Origin of the sequence: Nocardiopsis salina YIM 90010, assembly GCF_000341025.1 — a bacterium.
GTDB lineage: Bacteria > Actinomycetota > Actinomycetes > Streptosporangiales > Streptosporangiaceae > Nocardiopsis > Nocardiopsis salina.
In genome coordinates, this window is record NZ_ANBF01000188.1 from 1 (window position 1) to 16,872 (window position 16,872).

Here is a 16,872-nt window from a genome sequence, read left to right on the forward strand (position 1 = left end):
GCCGGGGTGCGCCCACGAGTGCCCCGGTGGGGCCGTCTCAGTGCGCGAGCACGGTCACCACCAGAACCGCGCTCAGGGCCAGGGAGACACCACAGATCAGGGCCATGGCCCAGGGGCGTGCCACGTTGACGGGCAGGCCGTCCGTGTCGGGGTCGTGTGTTCCCAGGCTGCTGCGGCGCCACCGCAGCCACAGGTGGGCACCGATCACGGTGAAGACCACGAGCAGGACCACCATGACCGCGATACGCACCTGGACCGGCGCCTCAGGCACGGCCTCCTCGCCCGGGACGACCGTGCCGCGCAGGTACAGCAGCCCCACGACGAGCACGAGCGCGAGCGTGCGCTGCCACGACAGCAGCGTGCGTTCGGGCTGCAGTCCGGGGTCGGTGCGTTCTCCGGGACTCACAGCAGGTTCCCGAACAGCACCAGCAGCGACACCAGGGCCACCGCGAACGTGGTGATGAGCGGCAGCAGACTGAGTTTGAGCGGCGCGCCCCGGCTCATCGCCCGCTGCACGCGCACCCACCTCAGCGGGGCGTAGACGGTGATGACGCCGGCCAAGAGCGCCAGGAGCAGACCGACGGCAGTACGGGTCGCCTCGCTCCATTCCAGCGGCAGCAGGTGCAGCACGGCGACGGCCCCGGCGAGGAGGGCCAGGGCGGTACGCACCCACGCCAGGAACGTCCGTTCGTTGGCGAGAGTGAAACGGTAGTCGACGTCCCCGGAACCTTCCGCGCCGGTCGCGCCCTCGGGTTCCGGTGTTCCCGTCCCCATCGTCTGCCTCCTGGTCAAGCCGCTTCTCGGACTCCCCAGTCAACCCCCTCGTTCCCCTCCGAGCCGGTAGGCAGTGTGCGGAGGCCCTGCACAGGCGGTCTGAGGCACTGCCCGGAATGCGGTCGGCAGGTGGCTGTGTTGACGAGGGACGCCTGGTAGTAAGGCCGGGTAGGCGACGCACAACGCACAAGGAGACCACGTGGCCACCGTCGAGCTCACCAAGGACAACTTCGCGGACACGCTCCAGGACAACGAGTTCGTCCTCATCGACTTCTGGGCCGACTGGTGCGGTCCCTGCCGCCAGTTCGCGCCCGTCTTCGAGCAGTCCTCGGAGAAGCACACCGACATCGTGCATGCGAAGGTGGACACCGAGGCCCAGCGCGAGCTGGCCTTCGAGTTCAAGATCCAGTCCATCCCGACCCTGATGATCGTGCGCGACCGCACCGTCATCTACAACGAGCCGGGCGCCCTTCCCGCGGAGGCCCTGGAGAGCCTGATCACCCAGGCCCGAGAGCTGGACATGGACGAGGTCCGGCAGAAGATCGCCGAGCAGGACGACCAGGAGGGCGAGCAGCAGAGCTGACTCTCCCCCAGAACGTTCCCACGGGACCGGTCCCCGCCAGGTGCGGGGCCGGTCCCGTCTTGTTCCACAGGGGCACCTGGACAGGCATCGGACGCGGCGGTGACGTCCGGGCACGCCTTCGGTGACCGGGGACGCCCAGTCCACCTCCCGCGTTCACCTTTGCCACGGGGCTCGTTCACCACGGCTTCACGCCGACCCCTTTGCATGGATACGACCACGCAGCTCCCGGCTGCGGCACGAATGCAGCCCGAACCCCGGAAGTGGCTCCATGTCTGTCAGCAACACCGCCGCGAACCCCCGTGACCCCGAGTCGGGTGTCACGGCGCCCGACACCGCCGCCCAGGGGCGGTCGGCCCCCGAGCCGGCCGAGCCCGTCTTCGACGTGTCCGGACTGTCCATCGTCTACGGGACCAACAGGGCCGTGCGCGACGTGGACCTCAAGGTCGGCCCGCAGCAGATCACCGCGATGATCGGACCGTCCGGGTGCGGCAAGAGCACGGTCCTGCGCACCCTCAACCGGATGAACGACCTCATCCCCGGCGCCCGTGTCGAGGGGAAGGTCACCTACCACGGCGAGGACCTCTATGCCCCCGAGGTCGACCCCATCGAGGTGCGCCGACGCATCGGGATGGTCTTCCAGAAGCCGAACCCGTTCCCCAAGTCGATCTACGACAACGTCGCCTACGGGCCCCGAATCAACGGCATGCGCGGCAACATGGACGAGATCGTCGAGCAGAGCCTGATCAAGGCCGCCCTGTGGGACGAGGTCAAGGACAAGCTCAAGGACAACGCGTTCGCCCTGTCCGGCGGTCAGCAGCAGCGCCTGTGCATCGCGCGCACGATCGCAGTGAACCCCGAGGTCATTCTCATGGACGAGCCGTGCTCGGCGCTGGACCCGATCGCGACCCTCAAGATCGAGGACCTCATGTACGAGCTCGCGAGCGAGTACACGATCGTCATCGTCACCCACAACATGCAGCAGGCGGCGCGCGTCTCCGACCGCACCGCGTTCTTCACCGCCTCCGTGGACGAGACCGGCGACCGTTTCGGCAACCTCGTGGAGTACGACGAGACGTCCACGATCTTCAGCAAGCCCTCCGACCAGCGCACAGAGGACTACATCGCCGGACGCTTCGGCTGAGCAGCCCCGACCCGGGACCCGCACATCCCTTCGACGAAGTGGACCCCCCATGCCCGCTCTCACCGCATCGGTCCCCCGGCCCGCGGAGGCACCGGACGTGCCGGAACCGGCCGGGTCCCCGCTCCGGGTGCTGTTGGTGGAACCGGAGTCGGAGCAGTCTCACCAGCTCGTGCTGTCCCTGAGCGGACACGACGTGGACATCACCGTGTGCGTGGACGGTGCCGAAGCACTGCTGCGTGTGGGGATGGCCCGCCCCGACACCGTGCTGACCAGTGCGGACCCGCCGGAGGTGGAGCTGGAGACGCTGGTGCGGGTGATGCGGCGGGTCACCGACATCCCGATCCTCATCGGGGTGGGCACCGGCGACTCGCAGCGGGCGGTGCGGGCCCTGGCCGCGGGCGCCACGGCCTGTGTCAGCAGGCCGTACCGGATCCCTGAGCTGGCTGCTCTGCTGCGCGGTTCCCTGCCGGCCGGGGAGCACGGCGACGACGGTGCGCCGGCGGTGGTGCGGGCGGGCGCGCTGGAGCTCGACGCGCTCGGCCACCGGCTGTTCGTGGACGGCACACCCGTGGACCTGGCGCTGCGCGAGTTCGGGATCATGGATTTCCTGCTGCGCAACGACGGCCGGGTGGTCAGCCGCGAGGAGCTGTGGAACGGCGTCTGGCACAAACCCCTTCCCCCTGTGAACAACACGATCGCGGTGCACATCCGGCGGCTGCGGCACAAGCTCGGCGATTCCGAGTCCCGGCCGCGGTTCATCCACACGGTGCGCGGTATCGGCTAAACGNCACTTCTCGACAGACGCCCGGGGACGTGTTTCCTCACCGCCGCACCACCCCGTTCATTTTTGCGACACCATCGACGACGAAGTGAACGTACACATGAACTGACACCATCGCGGAAAACGCGCGGAGAAATGGGCTCACACCGGCGGGGAACGCCGGTGCTGTCGGCGTATGTGCAGTTCGATGCAGGTCGCCGGAGAAATCCCGGTTCGGCACGGAAAACGTCGACCCAAGCCCCGTTATGCGATGGTGACCGCGATTAACCGCCCATTCACCGGCTTTCCACCACGCCGCCTCCGAAACGATGGTCCGGCGACGTTCGACACTTCTACTGTCGTTTCACGTCAGCCCCGACAGTGGTGATTCGACGAGGAGAAACAGGACATGCGCAACGGGCGTTCCAAGCTCGCCGCTCTGGCGGCCATCCCCCTGCTCGCGGCCGCGTGCAGCAACGGGGGCGACGAAACCGACGACGCCAACACCACCGCCGAGACCCTGACCGGGTCCCTGACCGGTGCCGGCGCCAGCTTCCCGGACCCGCTCTTCCAGGACTGGATCTACAGCTACACCAACGACGTGCAGCCCGACACCAGCATCAACTACCAGAGCGTGGGCTCCGGGGCCGGGATCGAGCAGTTCATGGAGGAGACCGTCGACTTCGGCTCCTCCGAGGAGTTCCTCGACGACGACGCCCTCCAGGAGGCCGCCGACGGCCGTGGCTGCGAGGCGCTCCAGTTCCCCGTCACCTTCGGCTCGGTCGTCATCGCGATGAACAACCCCGAGCTCGACGGGCTGGTGCTGGACCCCGAGGCCCTCGCCGGCATCTACTCCCGTGAGATCACCACCTTCGACGACCCGGCGATCGCCGAGCTCAACCCGGACATGGACCTGCCGAACGAGGAGATCGTGCCGGTCCACCGCTCCGACAGCTCCGGCACCACCGCCGTGTTCACCCACTACCTCGCCCACGAGGTCGAGTCCTGGGACGAGGAGTTCGGGGAGGGTAAGGAACTCGAATGGCCCTCCGGCCTGGTCGGCGGCCAGCAGAACGACGGTGTGTCGCAGGGCATCTCCCAGAACCCGGGCGGCCTGGGGTACGTGAACCAGTCCTTCGCCCAGGAGTCGGACATGGCGCTCGCCCACATCGTCAACGCCGACGGCGAGACCATCGAGCCGACCACCGAGTCGACGATCGCCGCCTCCGAGGAGGCCGACGTCCCGGACGACTTCCAGTTCCACATCGACGACATCGGCGGTGAGGGCTACCCGATCGCCGGCACGAACTGGATCTTCACCTACACCTGCGGCTACGACGAGGAAACCGCGAACACCCTCGTCGACTTCTGGACCTGGGCGCTGACGGACGAGTCCGCCCAGGAGATCACCGGCGAGCTGGGTTACGCGCCCCTCGGCGACGAGCTCACCGAGCGCGTCGTGGCCGAGCTGGAGCGCACCAACTCCGAGAACGACGCCGGTGAGGGCGACGAGGCCGAGGACGGCGGCGACGGGACCGCCGAGGACGACGGCGCCGACGAGGCCGAGGACGCCGACGCCGAGAACGGCGACCAGTAAGCACCCCCTGCAGCGGGGCCGGGCAGCGCGGCCCGGCCCCGCCCCCGGTGCCCGGCAGCAGGGCGCCAGCGCCACGCTCTCCGCTCCCCACGAAAGCCATTGAGGAGAAGCACATGCCCACCGAGGCCCCCGAGGCCCCGCAGGCCCCAGAGGAACGCCGGAGGGGGACGCTGACCTCCGGCCGGGGCCGACTCGCCGACCCGATCTTCAAGTGGATCGTCGCCGGCTGCGGGACCCTCGTCCTGATCATCCTGGCCCTGATGGTGATCCGCACGACCTCCGAGGCCTGGCCCGTCTTCGCCGAGGAGGGCTTCTTCGGTTTCCTCCTCGGCGACGAGTGGACCAGCGGCGGTTCCCGCACCGAGATCACCGGAACCTACGGGGCCTGGCCTTTCATCTACGGCACCCTGGTCACCGCCACCATCGCGATCGTCATCGCCCTGCCGCTGTCGATCATGGTCGCGGTCTACCTGACCCACATGGCCCCGCCCCGGCTCGCCAAGCCGCTGTCGTACACCGTCGAGCTGCTCGCCGCGGTGCCCAGCGTCATCTTCGGCCTGTGGGGCCTGCACTGGTTCCTGCCGAACGTACTGCGGCCCTTCTTCGAATGGCTCGAGGGCATCCTCGGGTGGTTCTTCCTGTTCGAGGGCCCTGTACTGGGCGTGGGGTACCTGCCCGCCGGCATCGTGCTCGCCATCATGATCCTGCCGATCATGACCGCGATCGTGCGCGAGGTCATCGCCGTCCAGCCCCTCGACCAGCAGATGGCCGCCTACGCGATGGGCTCCACCCGCTGGGAGGTCATCACCAAGGTCGTGCTGCCCGCCAGCTTTTCCGGCATCGTTGCCGCGGCGATGCTCGGACTCGGGCGCGCGCTCGGCGAGACCATCGCGGTTCTCATGCTCATCGGCGGGTCCCAGGCCTGGGGTGCCAGCCTCTTCGGTACCGGCAGCAGCATGGCCTCGCACATCGCCGCGACCTTCGGTGAGGCCACCCCCGAGACCCGCACCGCCCTCATGGCGATCGGTGTCGCCCTGTTCCTGGTCACGATGATCGTCAACATCCTCGCCCGCGTCATCGTCTGGCGTCTGGGGCAGACGAAGGGAGACGCCGCCGTATGAGCGCCCCCACCACCGACCGGCCCACGCCGCCGGCGCCCGCGCCGCTGAGCCAACTGCCCCCCGGGTCCGGACTGCGCCGGTTCAAGAACCGCGCCGCGACCGTGGTCCTGACCGGGGCCATGGTGCTGGCGATGATCCCGCTGTTCCTGATCATCTTCGAGGTGATCAACCGCGGCGTCGGCGTCGTCAACCTGGAGTTCTTCACCGAGACCGAGCCGCCCCCGCGCCGCGACGGCGGCGGCTACGTGGCCGGGTTCGTCGGCACCCTGTACATCATGGCGCTGGCGATCCTCATGTCGATCCCGTTCGGCATCGCCACCGCCGTCTACGTCGTGGAGTACGGGCCCAACCGTCTGACCTCCTCGATCCGGTTCTTCACCGACGTGATGACCGGTATCCCCTCGATCTTCGTGGGCCTGTTCGTGTACGGGCTGCTGGTGATCGGCTGGGGCGGACTCGGCTTCGGCACCTTCGTCGGTGCCGTCGCGATCGGCGTGATGATGCTGCCGATCGTGACGAGGTCGGCGGAGGAGATGCTGCGGCTGGTACCCGACGAGATGCGCAACGCCAGCTACGGCCTGGGCGCTCGCAAGTGGCAAACCATCATGCGCACGGTGCTGCCCGCGGCCGCGCCCGGACTGACGACCGGGTCGATGCTGGCGATCGCGCGCGGGATCGGTGAGACGGCGCCGCTGATGCTGACCGCGTTCGGGTCCGGGCTGATCGTGACGTCCTTCCAGGGCGACCCGCAGGGTTCGGTGCCGCTGCAGCTCTACCGGGGCGCGGCCCAGCCCTTCGAGGCCGGCATCGACCGTGCCTGGGGTGCGGCGCTGTGCCTGTTCGCTCTGGTGCTGCTGTTCACGGTCGTGGCGCGCTGGATCGGATCGCGCGCCTCGATCCAGAAGTAGGGAGCGACGGCCCCCGGCCGTGCGCCGGGGGCGGTAGCCTGCCCGGGAACTGCCCCCGACCCCCCCGGAGCGGACCGATGCCCCAGAAGACCGACCACGCCGCCACCTTCTCCCTGGTGGATGCCGACAGCGACGGCCTGATCTCCGCCGACGAGTTCCTCTCCCTCATGCAGAACCTGGGCGAGGAGACGACGCAGGAACAGGCCGTCGCCGCTGTGCGCGAGATGGACACCGACGGCGACGACCGGGTGTCCCTGGCGGAGTTCACCGCCTACATGGCGCGCACCCGCGTGTGAGCCCTCAGTGCGGGTCGGACGCGAGGTAGACGACGTCGGGCACGCCCCGTGCGACAGGGACCTCGACCACGTCCACGGTCGCGAACCGCTCGCGCAGGCCCGTCTCGAAGGCGGCCACCTCGTTCGCGCTCCAGAAGGCCAGGACCCCGCCGGGCGCGAGCAGGCGGGTGAGGCGGTCGAGGCCGTCGGCGCCGTAGAGATCGCCGTTGCCCTCGACGACGGTCCAGTCGGGGCCGTTGTCGGTGTCGAGGCAGATGGCGTCGTAGCGTTCCGGCTCCCCGGCCTCGGACGCCTCGGCCAGCCACGTGACGAGGTCGGCGTTGTGGACCCTGCAGCGGGGGTCCTGGTGCACGTACCCGGCGGCCTCGCCGAGTTCGCCCTCGTGCCAGTCGATGACGCGCGGCTCGAGCTCGACGACGTCAACGCGGGCCACGCGGGGGTGGTCGAGCGCCTCGCGGGTGGAGAAGCCGACGCCGAGCCCGCCGATGAGGACCCGGGCGAGGGAGCGCCCGCGCGGCAGGGCCGTCAGGCTCGCTCTCACCATCTCGCGCTCGGAGGTGCCGTCGCGGGTGTCCATGAGGAAGAGCCCGTTGCTGTAGATCTCGTAGTGGGCCCCCACGCGCCGGAGCACGAGGTCACCCCCGGTCTCGCCGGTGACCCGCGCGAGAGTGGCCGTCTCGCCCTCGGGGCCGGGCGTGGTGGCTGTCGTCGGCTGGTCCATCCCCACATTGTGCCCGTGCCGGGCCACGGGTCCCGGGTCCGTGGCCGGTCGGCTCGTTCGCAGACGGATGCCGAGTGGGACACGCGGACTCGGACGAGGATCTGCGGATCCTCTCCGTGCAGATCCGCGGCGCCGACCCCTGCGACCACCGCGCCCTCACCGTCGTCCCGGGTTCCGGCGGACATCCCGGGTGTCCCGCTTGGTCGGACACGACACCGACGATTACTCTCCGTGATGTTTCATCGCCTGTGCTCGTGGAGGATGCCGTGTTCCGCACCGCCCGTGGCGCCCGCAGCGCCCTGATCACCACCGTCGCGGCCGCCGCCCTGGCCCTGGCCGCGGCACCGTCCGCCGCCCAGGACGAGCCGATCACCGACCACGAGGCCGAAGTCACGGCCGAGGCCCTGGGGCTCACCGAGCAGGTGGTCACCGACGTCCTCAACCCGAGTTCCTGGAGCGTGTGACGCCCTGGAGTCGGTGACCCGCCGTCGGGTCTGTCCAGGGGCCGGTTCTAGGTTGGGAGCGTGGCGCGACCGACGAGAGGAGTCCCCATGACGGAACGGACGACGGGGCGGAGCCTCACGGCCCGCCTGCGCGAGCGCGCGCCCCTGGCCCTGGGCGGCATGTTCCTGGCCGCGGGGGTGCTGCACTTCGCGGCACCCAAGCCCTTCGAGAAGATCATGCCGCGGCAGCTGCCGAAGCCCCGCGCGTGGGTGTACGGCAGCGGTGTCGCGGAACTCGCCTGCGGAACCGGCCTGGTCACCCGGCAGAGGTGGGCGGGCCCGGCCAGCGCCGCGCTCCTGCTCGCCGTGTGGCCCGCGAACGTGCAGATGGCCCTGGACTCCGGTTCGGGCCGTCTCCCCGGTCCTGCCGACAACAAGGCCGTGGCGTGGGGCCGGGTGCCGCTGCAGATCCCGCTGATCTGGGCGGCGTTGCAGTCCCGGCCGAAGGGGGCGAAGGGCTCCGAGAGCACCTGACCCCGTGGACGACGACGGGCCCTGCCGATCCGGCAGGGCCCGTCCCTCGTGCGAGCTGCCTCAGAGGCGGGAGGCGNTAGATGTCGGTGACCAGGATGGCGCGGGCGCCGATCTGCCAGAGGTCGTCCATGATCGCCTGCGCCTTCTTGCGCGGGACCATCGACCGGACGGCGACCCAGCCCTCCCGGTGCAGCGGCGAGACGGTCGGCCCTTCCATCCCGGGGGTGAGGGCGACGGCGTCCTCGAGCTGTTCGGCGTGGACGTCGTAGTCCATCATCACGTAGTCGCGGGCGACCAGCACCCCGCGGAGTCGGCGCAGCAGCGTCTCGACCTTGGGGTCCTCCTCCGCACCGGTGGGGCGGATGACGACCGCTTCCGAGTGCAGGATGGGATCCCCGAAGATCTCCATGCCGGCCTGGCGCAGCGTGGTGCCGGTGGAGACGACATCGGCGACGGCGTCGGCGACACCGAGCTTGACGGAGCTCTCCACCGCACCGTCCAGGTGGATCACCCGGGCGTCGATGTCGCGCTGGGCCAGGAAGGAGCGCAGAACCTCGTCGAAGGAGGTCGCCACGCGCTTGCCCTGGAGGTCCTCCATGGTCATGGCGTCGCCGCCGGGCGCGGCGAAGCGGAACGTGGACCCGCCGAAGCCCAGCGCGAGGATCTCGTCCACGGGCGCCTGGGAGTCCAGGAGCATGTCGCGGCCGGTGATGCCGGCCTGCAGGATCCCCTCGCCGACGTAGACGGCGATGTCCTTGGGACGCAGGAAGAAGAACTCGGTCTCGTTGTCCGGGTCGACCATCACCAGGTCGCGGCTGTTCCTGCGCTGGCGGTACCCGGCCTCGCGGAGCATCTCCACGGCGGGTTCGGAGAGCTGGCCCTTGTTGGGCACAGCGATTCGCAGCATCTCGGACATGTCGGTGTGCTTCCTCGGTCGGTTCTGCGGTGTTCGGGACGTCGCTCGGCCGGTGCTCACGGCACCCGCGGCTCGTGGCCCGCGGGGCTGATCAGAGCATCGGCCTAAAGATGCTTGTAGACGTCCTCGAGGCGCAGGCCGCGGGCCAGCATCAGAACCTGGAGGTGGTAGAGGAGCTGCGAGATCTCTTCGGCGGCCTGCTCGTCCGATTCGTACTCGGCTGCCATCCAGACCTCGGCGGCTTCCTCGACGACCTTCTTTCCGATGGCATGGACACCGGCGTCGAGTTGGGCGACGGTCCCGGACCCCTCGGGGCGGGAGCGTGCCTTCTCGGACAGCTCGGCGAACAGCTCTTCGAAGGTCTTCATGGTCTCTTTCCTCGACCGGCAGTGCCCTTCCAGCCTAGGACGTCCGGGTGACCGCCGTGTCCACCGACCCCCGGTGCCCCGGCAGGTGGGCGTCCGGTCGTCCGGGTTCAGGCCATGCGGCGGGCCAGCGCCCGCACGAGCCACCGGGGCAGCAGGTTCAGGATCCCGTCGCCCGTCTTGTACTGGATTCCGGGGACGACCCGCGGACGCCGGGCGGCCCAGGCGATGAGGGAGTCGCGCACGATGTGTTCCTTCGGAACGAACGCAGCCTCGGGAAGACCGCGTTCCTGCACCCCGCGGGTCATGTCGGTGCGCACGAACCCGGGCAGCACCACGGTCATGCTCACCCCTGCCGGCCGTACCTCGGCGGCCACGCTCTCGCTCCACAGGGTGAGGAACTTCTTGCCCGCCCCGTACACCGACCCCCCGGGGTTGACGACGGGTTCGCCCGCCAGGGAGGACACGGTGATGACCCCGAGCCCACCGGTCGCTCCCGCCTTGCGCCGCGCCATCTGGACCGGGAGCACGGCCCGGGTCAGGTGCAGCACCGAGCGCACGTTGATGTCGATCATGGCGTCGACGTCGTCGGGGTCCTGCTCGATGAAGGGGCCGCCGTCGCCACGCCCCGCGTTGTTGACGAGCAGGTCGACGGGGGCGAGGTCGCCTCCGGGTTCCACACGCAGGCGTTCGGCGACCCGCTCGGTGTCCTCAGCGGAACCGAGGTCGGCTGGCAGCACCTCCACGTCCACACCGCAACGGACGCGCAGGTCCTCGGCGAGGGCCTCGAGCAGTTCGGCACGGCGCGCGACCAGGACGAGCGAGTAGCTGCGCTGGGCGAGACGGCGCGCGTACTCCGCCCCGATCCCGGTGGAGGCGCCCGTGACCAGGGCAGTGCAGGGGCGGGAGGGCGGGGCCGGGCTGCTCTGACTCATGCGCCCCACCCTAGGGGTCTGCTTGGTGGACGCCTTCCCTTGCGCGCGGCGCAGCGGGCCAGGTCCAAGCGGGAGGCGGGGGTGAGCTTGGCGTTGGCATGGATAGTGTGGGGCACGGAGGGCTTCCTGACCTACTTCAGGTGTTGATCTTGGACGATTCACACCTGTGTCGGAGGCCCTCTCTTGCTGTCAGACCCGGCCCGGGCTGTACTCAACCTCCGTGGTCAGTACACCGATCCCCACGCTGGAGGTTCCCCGGGCAGCGGTGGGGGTTCACACAGGCCCGGGAGGCCGTTCCCGGGCAGAACACGCGCTGCGCCGCTACCCCCGGGACCCCGGCAGGCGCTAGCGTGCGTGTATGTCCGAGACACACAGCCCCACCGGATCCAGTTCCGCCCTCCGGTTGGACGAGCGCCTGCGAGACACCAGGCTCTTCTTCAGTCAGGCTCTCCGCACGTTCAAGGCGACCGGCTCGGTCGTGCCCAGCAGCCCCGCCCTCGCGCACGCCATGGCCGAGCACATCAGGGAGCGTCCCGTGCCGGGGCAACCCCTGCGCATCCTCGAGGTGGGTGCCGGCACCGGCGCGATCACGCGAGGCCTCGCCGACGCGATGATCCCCGGGGACACCGCCGACCTGGTGGAGTCCAACCCGGAGTTCGCCGCCCACCTGGCGGAGCTGCTCACCACCGACCCCGACCTGGCGCGCATTGCGGAGAACTCGACCGTGCACGCCAGGCTGGTCGACGAGATGGGCACCGACCGCACCTATGGCGTCATCGCCTCGGGGCTGCCGTTCGCCAACTTCGCGGCCGAGGACGTCGAAGGGATCCTCGACTACTACTTCACCGTCCTCGAGCCGGGCGGCTACCTGTCCTTCTACGGGTACCTGTACACGAAGGAGGTCAAGGCGGTCATCGCCCGACGCGAGGACTACCTGCGCCAGGCCCGCACCAGCTGGGTCGTGCAGGACTGGATCGACCGCTACGGCGTGCGGTCGGAGAGGGTCTACGCCAACGTCCCGCCCGCGTTCGTCCACCACCTGCGCAAGCCCGCCTGAGGCCCCTGCCGACCTGAGCCGCGGCCCCGCCCACGTTCCCTGCACCATCCGGTCCGGGGAGCGCGGACGGGGCCGCCGTGCGTCCGGGGGTGGTCCGTGTCAGCCGGTCGACGGCACGTCCGGGGGCAAAGCGGAGGTACGTTCGGGGACAAATCCACCCCTATTCGTGATTCGCATCATCGGGCCCTGATGGACCCGAAACCCGTGAAGCGCGGGTAGTCTCACCATGGCTTCGTGTGGAACAGGCCCATTCCCGGCAAACCGCCGTCCCACGGAGCACGTCCCGCGCCACAAGCCCTGGGTCTACGTTCTTCACACCAGTTTCGTACGAACCGGCACCACTCGCGCGGCAATCCCACAGATCACCCATGTCCCCAGGTCAAGCATGGACCGACGGAGGAGGCAACGTGACGCTCACCCAGGCGGTCGAGACGGCTCCGGACCGGATCGAGGTCCCGGACCGCACCACTCCGGAGGCCATGCCGCTCGACGTACGACGACGTGTCTCCGCGCTGGCCCGCACATCCCGGCTGCTGGTGGCCTGCGACTACGACGGCGCCCTCGCACCCGTGGACGACGACCGGAGGCGCCCCGTCCCCGAGGCGCTCCGTGCCCTGCGTGAACTCGCAGACCTGCCCGGAACGGTGTGCTCCGTGGTCTCCGCACGGCCTCTGAGCGACCTGGCCGTGCTCTCCCGGCTGCCCTCCGAGATCCGCCTCGTCGGCGCGCACGGGACCGAGTTCGACACCGACCTCACCATCGATCCCGATCAGGCCGGCGAGGGCCCCGGCGCCCCGCCCGCCGACAAGGCCGCGGCCCTGGAGCTCCTGCGCGAACAGACCGATGCCACCGCGATCCTCTACATCGGCGGCGGCGAGGGCGAGGAGCCCGTCTTCCTGAACCTCACCGGAGCCGACGCGGGCGTGCGCGTGGGCCCCGAGTACACCGCAGCCGCGCACCGGGTCGCCGACACCCGGACCGCCGCGGCGCTGCTTGCCTCCCTCGCGGTCGAGCGCAGGTCCTGGGTCTTCGGTGAGCGGCCCACACCGATCGAGCGCATGTCGATGCTGTCCAACCGGTCGTCGGTCGCGCTCGTGGGTCCGGACGCGCGCCTGCTGTGGATGTGCCACCCCGAACCCGACTCCGACGCCCTCTTCGCCGAGGTGATCGGCGGGCGCCAGGCCGGCCGGTTCGCCGTCACCCCCACGCACGGCGGGCGCCCGCTCGGGCAGCGGTACCTGGACGGGACGATGACCGTGCGCACCCGGTGGTCGCGTCTGGAGGTCACCGACTACCTCGCCCACCACACCCCGGCCGGCCGCACCGACCTGGTGCGGGTCATCAGCGGCGTCACACCCGCTTCCGTCGAGTTCGCGCCGCGCCCCGACTTCGGTCGCGCACCCGTGCGCATCTCCACCGTCGAGGGTGGTCTGCGCGTCGAGGGCGCCGAGTACCCGTTGGTCGTGCGTTCTCCCGGCGTGGAGTGGACCGTCGACCACGACGGTGCCAACGACACCGCCCGCGCGGTGGTGCATCCGTCGTCGGAACGCCCCGTCGTGCTCGAGATGCGCTGCGGCACAGATACCCTCGACCCGGTCGTGACCACCGAGACCGAGCGGCGCGAGCGTTCCGGGGAGCACTGGTCCGAGTGGCTGGGGACGCTCACGCTGCCCGCGACCGCCCACGGCCTGGCCGCCCGTTCCGCGCTCACCCTCCGCGGGCTGTGCACCCCGACCGGCGGGGTCATGGCCGCGGCCACCACCTCGCTGCCCGAGGAGATCGGCGGGGTGCGCAACTGGGACTACCGGTACTGCTGGCTGCGCGACGGTTCCCTGACCGTGCAGGCGCTGGTGAGCCTGGGCTCCACCGACGAGGCGGAGGCGTTCCTGGAGTGGGTGCACGGGGTCGTCGGCTCCCTCAGCGGACCGGAGGTGCTGCGCCCGCTGTACTCGCTGCGCGGCACCGACCTGGGCCCGGAGGAGGTCGTGGACACGCTGTCCGGTTACGCCGGTTCGCGCCCGGTGCGGGTGGGCAACCTCGCCGACCACCAGGTGCAGCTGGACGTGTTCGGGCCGGTCGTCGAGCTCGTCTCGCAGCTGTCGCAGGCCCGCGGCCACATCGCCGACCGTGACTGGGACCTCGTGCGTTCCATGGCCGAGGCGGTCGCGCGGAGGTGGCACGAGGCCGACCACGGCATCTGGGAGGAGCGCGACGAGCCGCGGCAGCGGGTCTACTCCAAGGTCATGTGCTGGGTGACGCTCGACCGCGCGCTGAAGCTGGCCGAGCGCTACGGCCGCGACGCCGACACCTCGTGGCCGGCGCTGCGCGCGGAGATCGCCGACGAGGTGCTCGAGCACGGCTGGAACGAGACCGCTCAGGCCTACACGACCGCCTACGACGGTGAGGACCTTGACGCGGCGTCGCTGCACATCGGGCTGTCCGGGCTGATCGACCCCGCCGACGAGCGTTTCCAGGCCACGGTCACCGCGATCGAGGCCGAGCTGCGCAGCGGACCGACGGTGTACCGCTACCACCGCGACGACGGGCTGCCCGGCGGTGAGGGCGGGTTCCATCTGTGCACGACGTGGCTGATCGAGGCGTATCTGCTGACCGGGCGGCGCGCGGAGGCCGAGGAGCTGTTCAAGCACCTGGTCGACGCGGCCGGCCCGACGGGGCTGATCCCGGAGGAGTACGACCCGACGACCGAGCGGGCGCTCGGCAACCACCCGCAGGCGTACTCGCACCTGGGACTGATCCGGTGCGCCCAACTGCTGGACGAGCACGCGTAGGGCCCCGGGGGGGCACCGGACACCGGTCCCCTCCGAGGGGACCTGAGAGACTGGCGCCTGCGTACGTCATCCCCTTGCGGAGAGGTTGCCACCGTGGACCGCGGTCACGACATCGTCCTGTTCGGCGCCACCGGTTACACCGGAGCGCTGACCGCCGAGTACCTCGCCACACACGCCCCGCGCGAGCTGCGTTGGGCCCTGGCGGGACGCGACCGCGCGAAGCTGGAGGCCCTGAGCTCCGAGCTCGCCGCGATCGCACCGGACCGGCCCGAGCCCGAGCTCCTGCTGGCCGACGTGGAGGACCCGGGGTCGATCCGCCGGTTGGCGGCCTCGACGCGGGTCGTCATCACCACGGTCGGGCCCTACAGCGAGTACGGGGAGCCCCTGGTCGCCGCGTGTGCCGAAGAGGGCACGGACTACGTCGACCTGTGCGGGGAGCCCGCGTTCGTGGACCGCATGTATGTGCGGCACCACGCCACCGCGCAGCGGACCGGTGCGCGGCTCGTGCACGCCTGCGGGTTCGACTCGATCCCCCACGACCTGGGCGTTCTGTTCACGGTCGGACACCTGCCCGAGGACGCTCCGCTGCACGTGGAGGGTTTCGTGCGGGCACGCGGGACAGCGTCCGGCGGCACTCTGCACTCGGCGCTGGGTGCGTTCAGCGACCCCAAGGCGATGGTCGAGGCGTCGAAGGAACGGCGTGCGCTGGAGGGCAAGCCTGAGGGACGCCGCGTGCGGATCGACCGCAGCGGGCGGCCCCGTACCAAGCTCGCGCGCGGGTGGACGGCCCCGCTGCCGACCCTGGACCCGAAGGTGGTCGTGTCGTCGGCGGCGGCGCTGGAACGGTACGGGCCGGAGTTCTCCTACGGGCACTACGCGGCGTTCCGGCACCTGACCAGTGCGGTCGGGGCCGTGGGAGGTGCGGCCGGCGTGATGGCTGCGGCGCAGGTTCCCGCGTTGCGCGAGCGCCTGGGGACACTGATCTCGCCGGGAGAGGGGCCCACGGAGCAGCAGCTGACCGACGGGTGGTTCACGGTGCACTTCGCCGGTTCGGGTGGCGGACGCCGGGTGCACACGCTGGTCTCCGGTGGCGAGCCCGGGTACCGGGCCACGTCGGGGATGCTCGCCGAGTCGGCGCTGTGCCTGTGGCAGGACGACCTCCCCGAGACCTCGGGGCAGGTCACGACCGCGGTCGCGATGGGCCAGGCGCTCATCGACCGGCTGCCCCGCGCCGGGGTGGAGTTCCGGGTGCTGCGGGAGTTCGACGGGTAGCACACGCCCCGGAGCACCTCGGAGCAGTGGGCTCCGAGCTCGCCAGTGTCCCTACGGGGGAGCAGGGGCGGACCGCGGCCTCCATGCACCGAGGAGGCCCACCCGTTCCTGTTGTCGGGGGTGTTGTGTGGTGTTGCCTCGGGCGTGGGATGTTCGGGTGCACTGAAGACGGGGCGTTGTGCGGTGTTGCCTCGGGGGTGGTGGTTCGTCGGGGGCCGGGATCCTAACCCGGCCGGGCCGTTTCGCAACCCGCGTCGGCGCCACCCCCTGTTCGTTGTGTGGGTGGGGGTGGGGCGGCGTTGTGCGGGGTTGAGGCCGGCGCCTCGGGGTGTGCGTTCCGGCCCTGTTGGCCGGGCTGACCCGACCCGCATCGACGAACCCCTGTTCACCCCGAGGCCCCTGGCAGCCCAAAGGAACGGGGGTCCACTGCCACCCCCTGGGGTGGCCCCATTGCGACCAACGCTTGCGGCGTGCGGGCGGTGGCTCGCTCCTGCGACGGCCAACTGCTCGGCCCCGCGCACCCCCGGCAGAGCATTGAGGCCAGGGATGGCAGGCGTGTGGGTGTCCTCCGGGCCCCGGGCACTCCCGGCAGGGCATTGAGTGTCAGGGGTGGCAGGCGTGTGGGTGTGCGGTGGTCCGGCGGGGTCCTGCTGCCCGAGC

General features: G+C 70.5%; 17 protein-coding genes and 1 pseudogene. 12 read left to right on the top strand and 6 right to left on the bottom strand.

Going from position 1 to position 16,872, the window contains the following annotated elements; genetic code table 11:
• Nucleotides 1-37: 37 nt before the first annotated feature.
• Together D474_RS0121690 and D474_RS0121695 are read right to left on the bottom strand one after the other, a co-directional pair.
• Complete coding sequence (locus D474_RS0121690) at nucleotides 38-406, bottom strand: DUF202 domain-containing protein (protein ID WP_017615593.1); 369 nt, start codon at nucleotides 404-406, stop codon at nucleotides 38-40.
• Nucleotides 403-774, bottom strand: coding sequence for a YidH family protein (locus D474_RS0121695; RefSeq protein ID WP_017615594.1), 372 nt, complete (start codon nucleotides 772-774; stop codon nucleotides 403-405). Before D474_RS0121695 ends, D474_RS0121690 begins: the two co-directional genes overlap by 4 nt.
• Before the next feature lie 199 nt (nucleotides 775-973).
• Here D474_RS0121695 and trxA point away from each other — a divergent pair, with 199 nt between their 5' ends.
• The 7 genes from trxA (at nucleotide 974) to D474_RS0121730 (ending at nucleotide 7,180) form a co-directional block, all read left to right on the top strand.
• Nucleotides 974-1,357 carry a thioredoxin gene (gene trxA / locus D474_RS0121700; RefSeq protein WP_017615595.1) on the top strand — a complete coding sequence of 128 codons (384 nt, stop codon included), beginning with the start codon at nucleotides 974-976 and terminating at the stop codon, nucleotides 1,355-1,357.
• Between the two features lie 268 nt (nucleotides 1,358-1,625).
• Nucleotides 1,626-2,498 carry a phosphate ABC transporter ATP-binding protein PstB gene (gene pstB / locus D474_RS0121705; RefSeq protein ID WP_017615596.1) on the top strand — a complete coding sequence of 291 codons (873 nt, stop codon included), beginning with the start codon at nucleotides 1,626-1,628 and terminating at the stop codon, nucleotides 2,496-2,498.
• 49 nt (nucleotides 2,499-2,547) lie between these two features.
• A complete protein-coding gene (locus D474_RS0121710) occupies nucleotides 2,548-3,282 on the top strand; it encodes a response regulator transcription factor (RefSeq protein WP_017615597.1) in 735 nt (244 codons plus the stop codon).
• A 385-nt stretch (nucleotides 3,283-3,667) separates the two neighbouring features.
• Entirely contained in the window at nucleotides 3,668-4,855 is a 1,188-nt protein-coding gene (pstS, locus tag D474_RS0121715; protein ID WP_017615598.1) for a phosphate ABC transporter substrate-binding protein PstS, read from the top strand.
• A 113-nt stretch (nucleotides 4,856-4,968) separates the two neighbouring features.
• The gene (pstC, locus tag D474_RS0121720; RefSeq protein ID WP_017615599.1) at nucleotides 4,969-5,976 is read left to right on the top strand and encodes a phosphate ABC transporter permease subunit PstC; all 1,008 of its coding nucleotides are present in this window, start codon (nucleotides 4,969-4,971) and stop codon (nucleotides 5,974-5,976) included.
• Nucleotides 5,973-6,884, top strand: a complete 912-nt coding sequence (gene pstA / locus D474_RS0121725; RefSeq protein ID WP_017615600.1) for a phosphate ABC transporter permease PstA — start codon at nucleotides 5,973-5,975, stop codon at nucleotides 6,882-6,884. Before pstC ends, pstA begins: the two co-directional genes overlap by 4 nt.
• 77 nt (nucleotides 6,885-6,961) lie before the next feature.
• Entirely contained in the window at nucleotides 6,962-7,180 is a 219-nt protein-coding gene (locus D474_RS0121730) for an EF-hand domain-containing protein (RefSeq protein ID WP_017615601.1), read from the top strand.
• A gap of 4 nt (nucleotides 7,181-7,184) precedes the next feature.
• Here the strand turns inward: D474_RS0121730 and D474_RS0121735 are convergent, their stop codons facing one another.
• Nucleotides 7,185-7,901 (bottom strand): spermine/spermidine synthase domain-containing protein, encoded by a 717-nt coding sequence (locus D474_RS0121735; RefSeq protein WP_026118696.1) that lies wholly within the window; start codon nucleotides 7,899-7,901, stop codon nucleotides 7,185-7,187.
• Nucleotides 7,902-7,975: 74 nt separating this feature from the next.
• On the opposite strand from D474_RS0121735, the gene D474_RS0121740 reads away from it, so the two are divergent.
• Both D474_RS0121740 and D474_RS33610 read left to right on the top strand, forming a co-directional pair.
• Nucleotides 7,976-8,365 carry a hypothetical protein gene (locus D474_RS0121740; RefSeq protein WP_017615603.1) on the top strand — a complete coding sequence of 130 codons (390 nt, stop codon included), beginning with the start codon at nucleotides 7,976-7,978 and terminating at the stop codon, nucleotides 8,363-8,365.
• 87 nt (nucleotides 8,366-8,452) lie between these two features.
• The gene (locus tag D474_RS33610; RefSeq protein WP_083931909.1) at nucleotides 8,453-8,878 is read left to right on the top strand and encodes a DoxX family protein; all 426 of its coding nucleotides are present in this window, start codon (nucleotides 8,453-8,455) and stop codon (nucleotides 8,876-8,878) included.
• A 79-nt stretch (nucleotides 8,879-8,957) separates the two neighbouring features.
• Here D474_RS33610 and hisG read toward each other — a convergent pair.
• From hisG to D474_RS0121760, 3 genes and pseudogenes are all read right to left on the bottom strand, one after another.
• Nucleotides 8,958-9,794 (bottom strand): annotated as a pseudogene (gene hisG, locus D474_RS29610) (ATP phosphoribosyltransferase); the annotation flags it as partial.
• Nucleotides 9,795-9,898: 104 nt separating this feature from the next.
• On the bottom strand, nucleotides 9,899-10,162 hold the full coding sequence (locus tag D474_RS0121755; RefSeq protein WP_014913038.1) for a phosphoribosyl-ATP diphosphatase: 264 nt from the start codon (nucleotides 10,160-10,162) through the stop codon (nucleotides 9,899-9,901).
• Between the two features lie 107 nt (nucleotides 10,163-10,269).
• Nucleotides 10,270-11,094, bottom strand: a complete 825-nt coding sequence (locus tag D474_RS0121760; RefSeq protein ID WP_017615606.1) for an SDR family NAD(P)-dependent oxidoreductase — start codon at nucleotides 11,092-11,094, stop codon at nucleotides 10,270-10,272.
• 358 nt (nucleotides 11,095-11,452) lie between these two features.
• On the opposite strand from D474_RS0121760, the gene D474_RS0121765 reads away from it, so the two are divergent.
• The 3 genes from D474_RS0121765 (at nucleotide 11,453) to D474_RS0121775 (ending at nucleotide 16,212) form a co-directional block, all read left to right on the top strand.
• A complete protein-coding gene (locus tag D474_RS0121765; RefSeq protein WP_017615607.1) occupies nucleotides 11,453-12,151 on the top strand; it encodes a class I SAM-dependent methyltransferase in 699 nt (232 codons plus the stop codon).
• Between the two features lie 407 nt (nucleotides 12,152-12,558).
• Nucleotides 12,559-14,940, top strand: coding sequence for a trehalase-like domain-containing protein (locus D474_RS0121770; RefSeq protein ID WP_017615608.1), 2,382 nt, complete (start codon nucleotides 12,559-12,561; stop codon nucleotides 14,938-14,940).
• A 93-nt stretch (nucleotides 14,941-15,033) separates the two neighbouring features.
• On the top strand, nucleotides 15,034-16,212 hold the full coding sequence (locus D474_RS0121775) for a saccharopine dehydrogenase family protein (protein WP_017615609.1): 1,179 nt from the start codon (nucleotides 15,034-15,036) through the stop codon (nucleotides 16,210-16,212).
• The last annotated feature ends 660 nt before the right edge of the window (nucleotides 16,213-16,872 follow it).

Coding starts and splice junctions, on each gene's coding strand:
- D474_RS33610 (WP_083931909.1), top strand. CDS start 8,453: ATGACGGAACGGACGACGGGGCGGAGCCTCACGGCCCGCCTGCGCGAG.
- pstS (WP_017615598.1), top strand. CDS start 3,668: ATGCGCAACGGGCGTTCCAAGCTCGCCGCTCTGGCGGCCATCCCCCTG.
- pstC (WP_017615599.1), top strand. CDS start 4,969: ATGCCCACCGAGGCCCCCGAGGCCCCGCAGGCCCCAGAGGAACGCCGG.
- D474_RS0121735 (WP_026118696.1), bottom strand. CDS start 7,901: ATGGACCAGCCGACGACAGCCACCACGCCCGGCCCCGAGGGCGAGACG.
- D474_RS0121760 (WP_017615606.1), bottom strand. CDS start 11,094: ATGAGTCAGAGCAGCCCGGCCCCGCCCTCCCGCCCCTGCACTGCCCTG.
- D474_RS0121710 (WP_017615597.1), top strand. CDS start 2,548: ATGCCCGCTCTCACCGCATCGGTCCCCCGGCCCGCGGAGGCACCGGAC.
- D474_RS0121730 (WP_017615601.1), top strand. CDS start 6,962: ATGCCCCAGAAGACCGACCACGCCGCCACCTTCTCCCTGGTGGATGCC.
- D474_RS0121755 (WP_014913038.1), bottom strand. CDS start 10,162: ATGAAGACCTTCGAAGAGCTGTTCGCCGAGCTGTCCGAGAAGGCACGC.
- pstB (WP_017615596.1), top strand. CDS start 1,626: ATGTCTGTCAGCAACACCGCCGCGAACCCCCGTGACCCCGAGTCGGGT.
- pstA (WP_017615600.1), top strand. CDS start 5,973: ATGAGCGCCCCCACCACCGACCGGCCCACGCCGCCGGCGCCCGCGCCG.
- D474_RS0121695 (WP_017615594.1), bottom strand. CDS start 774: ATGGGGACGGGAACACCGGAACCCGAGGGCGCGACCGGCGCGGAAGGT.
- D474_RS0121765 (WP_017615607.1), top strand. CDS start 11,453: ATGTCCGAGACACACAGCCCCACCGGATCCAGTTCCGCCCTCCGGTTG.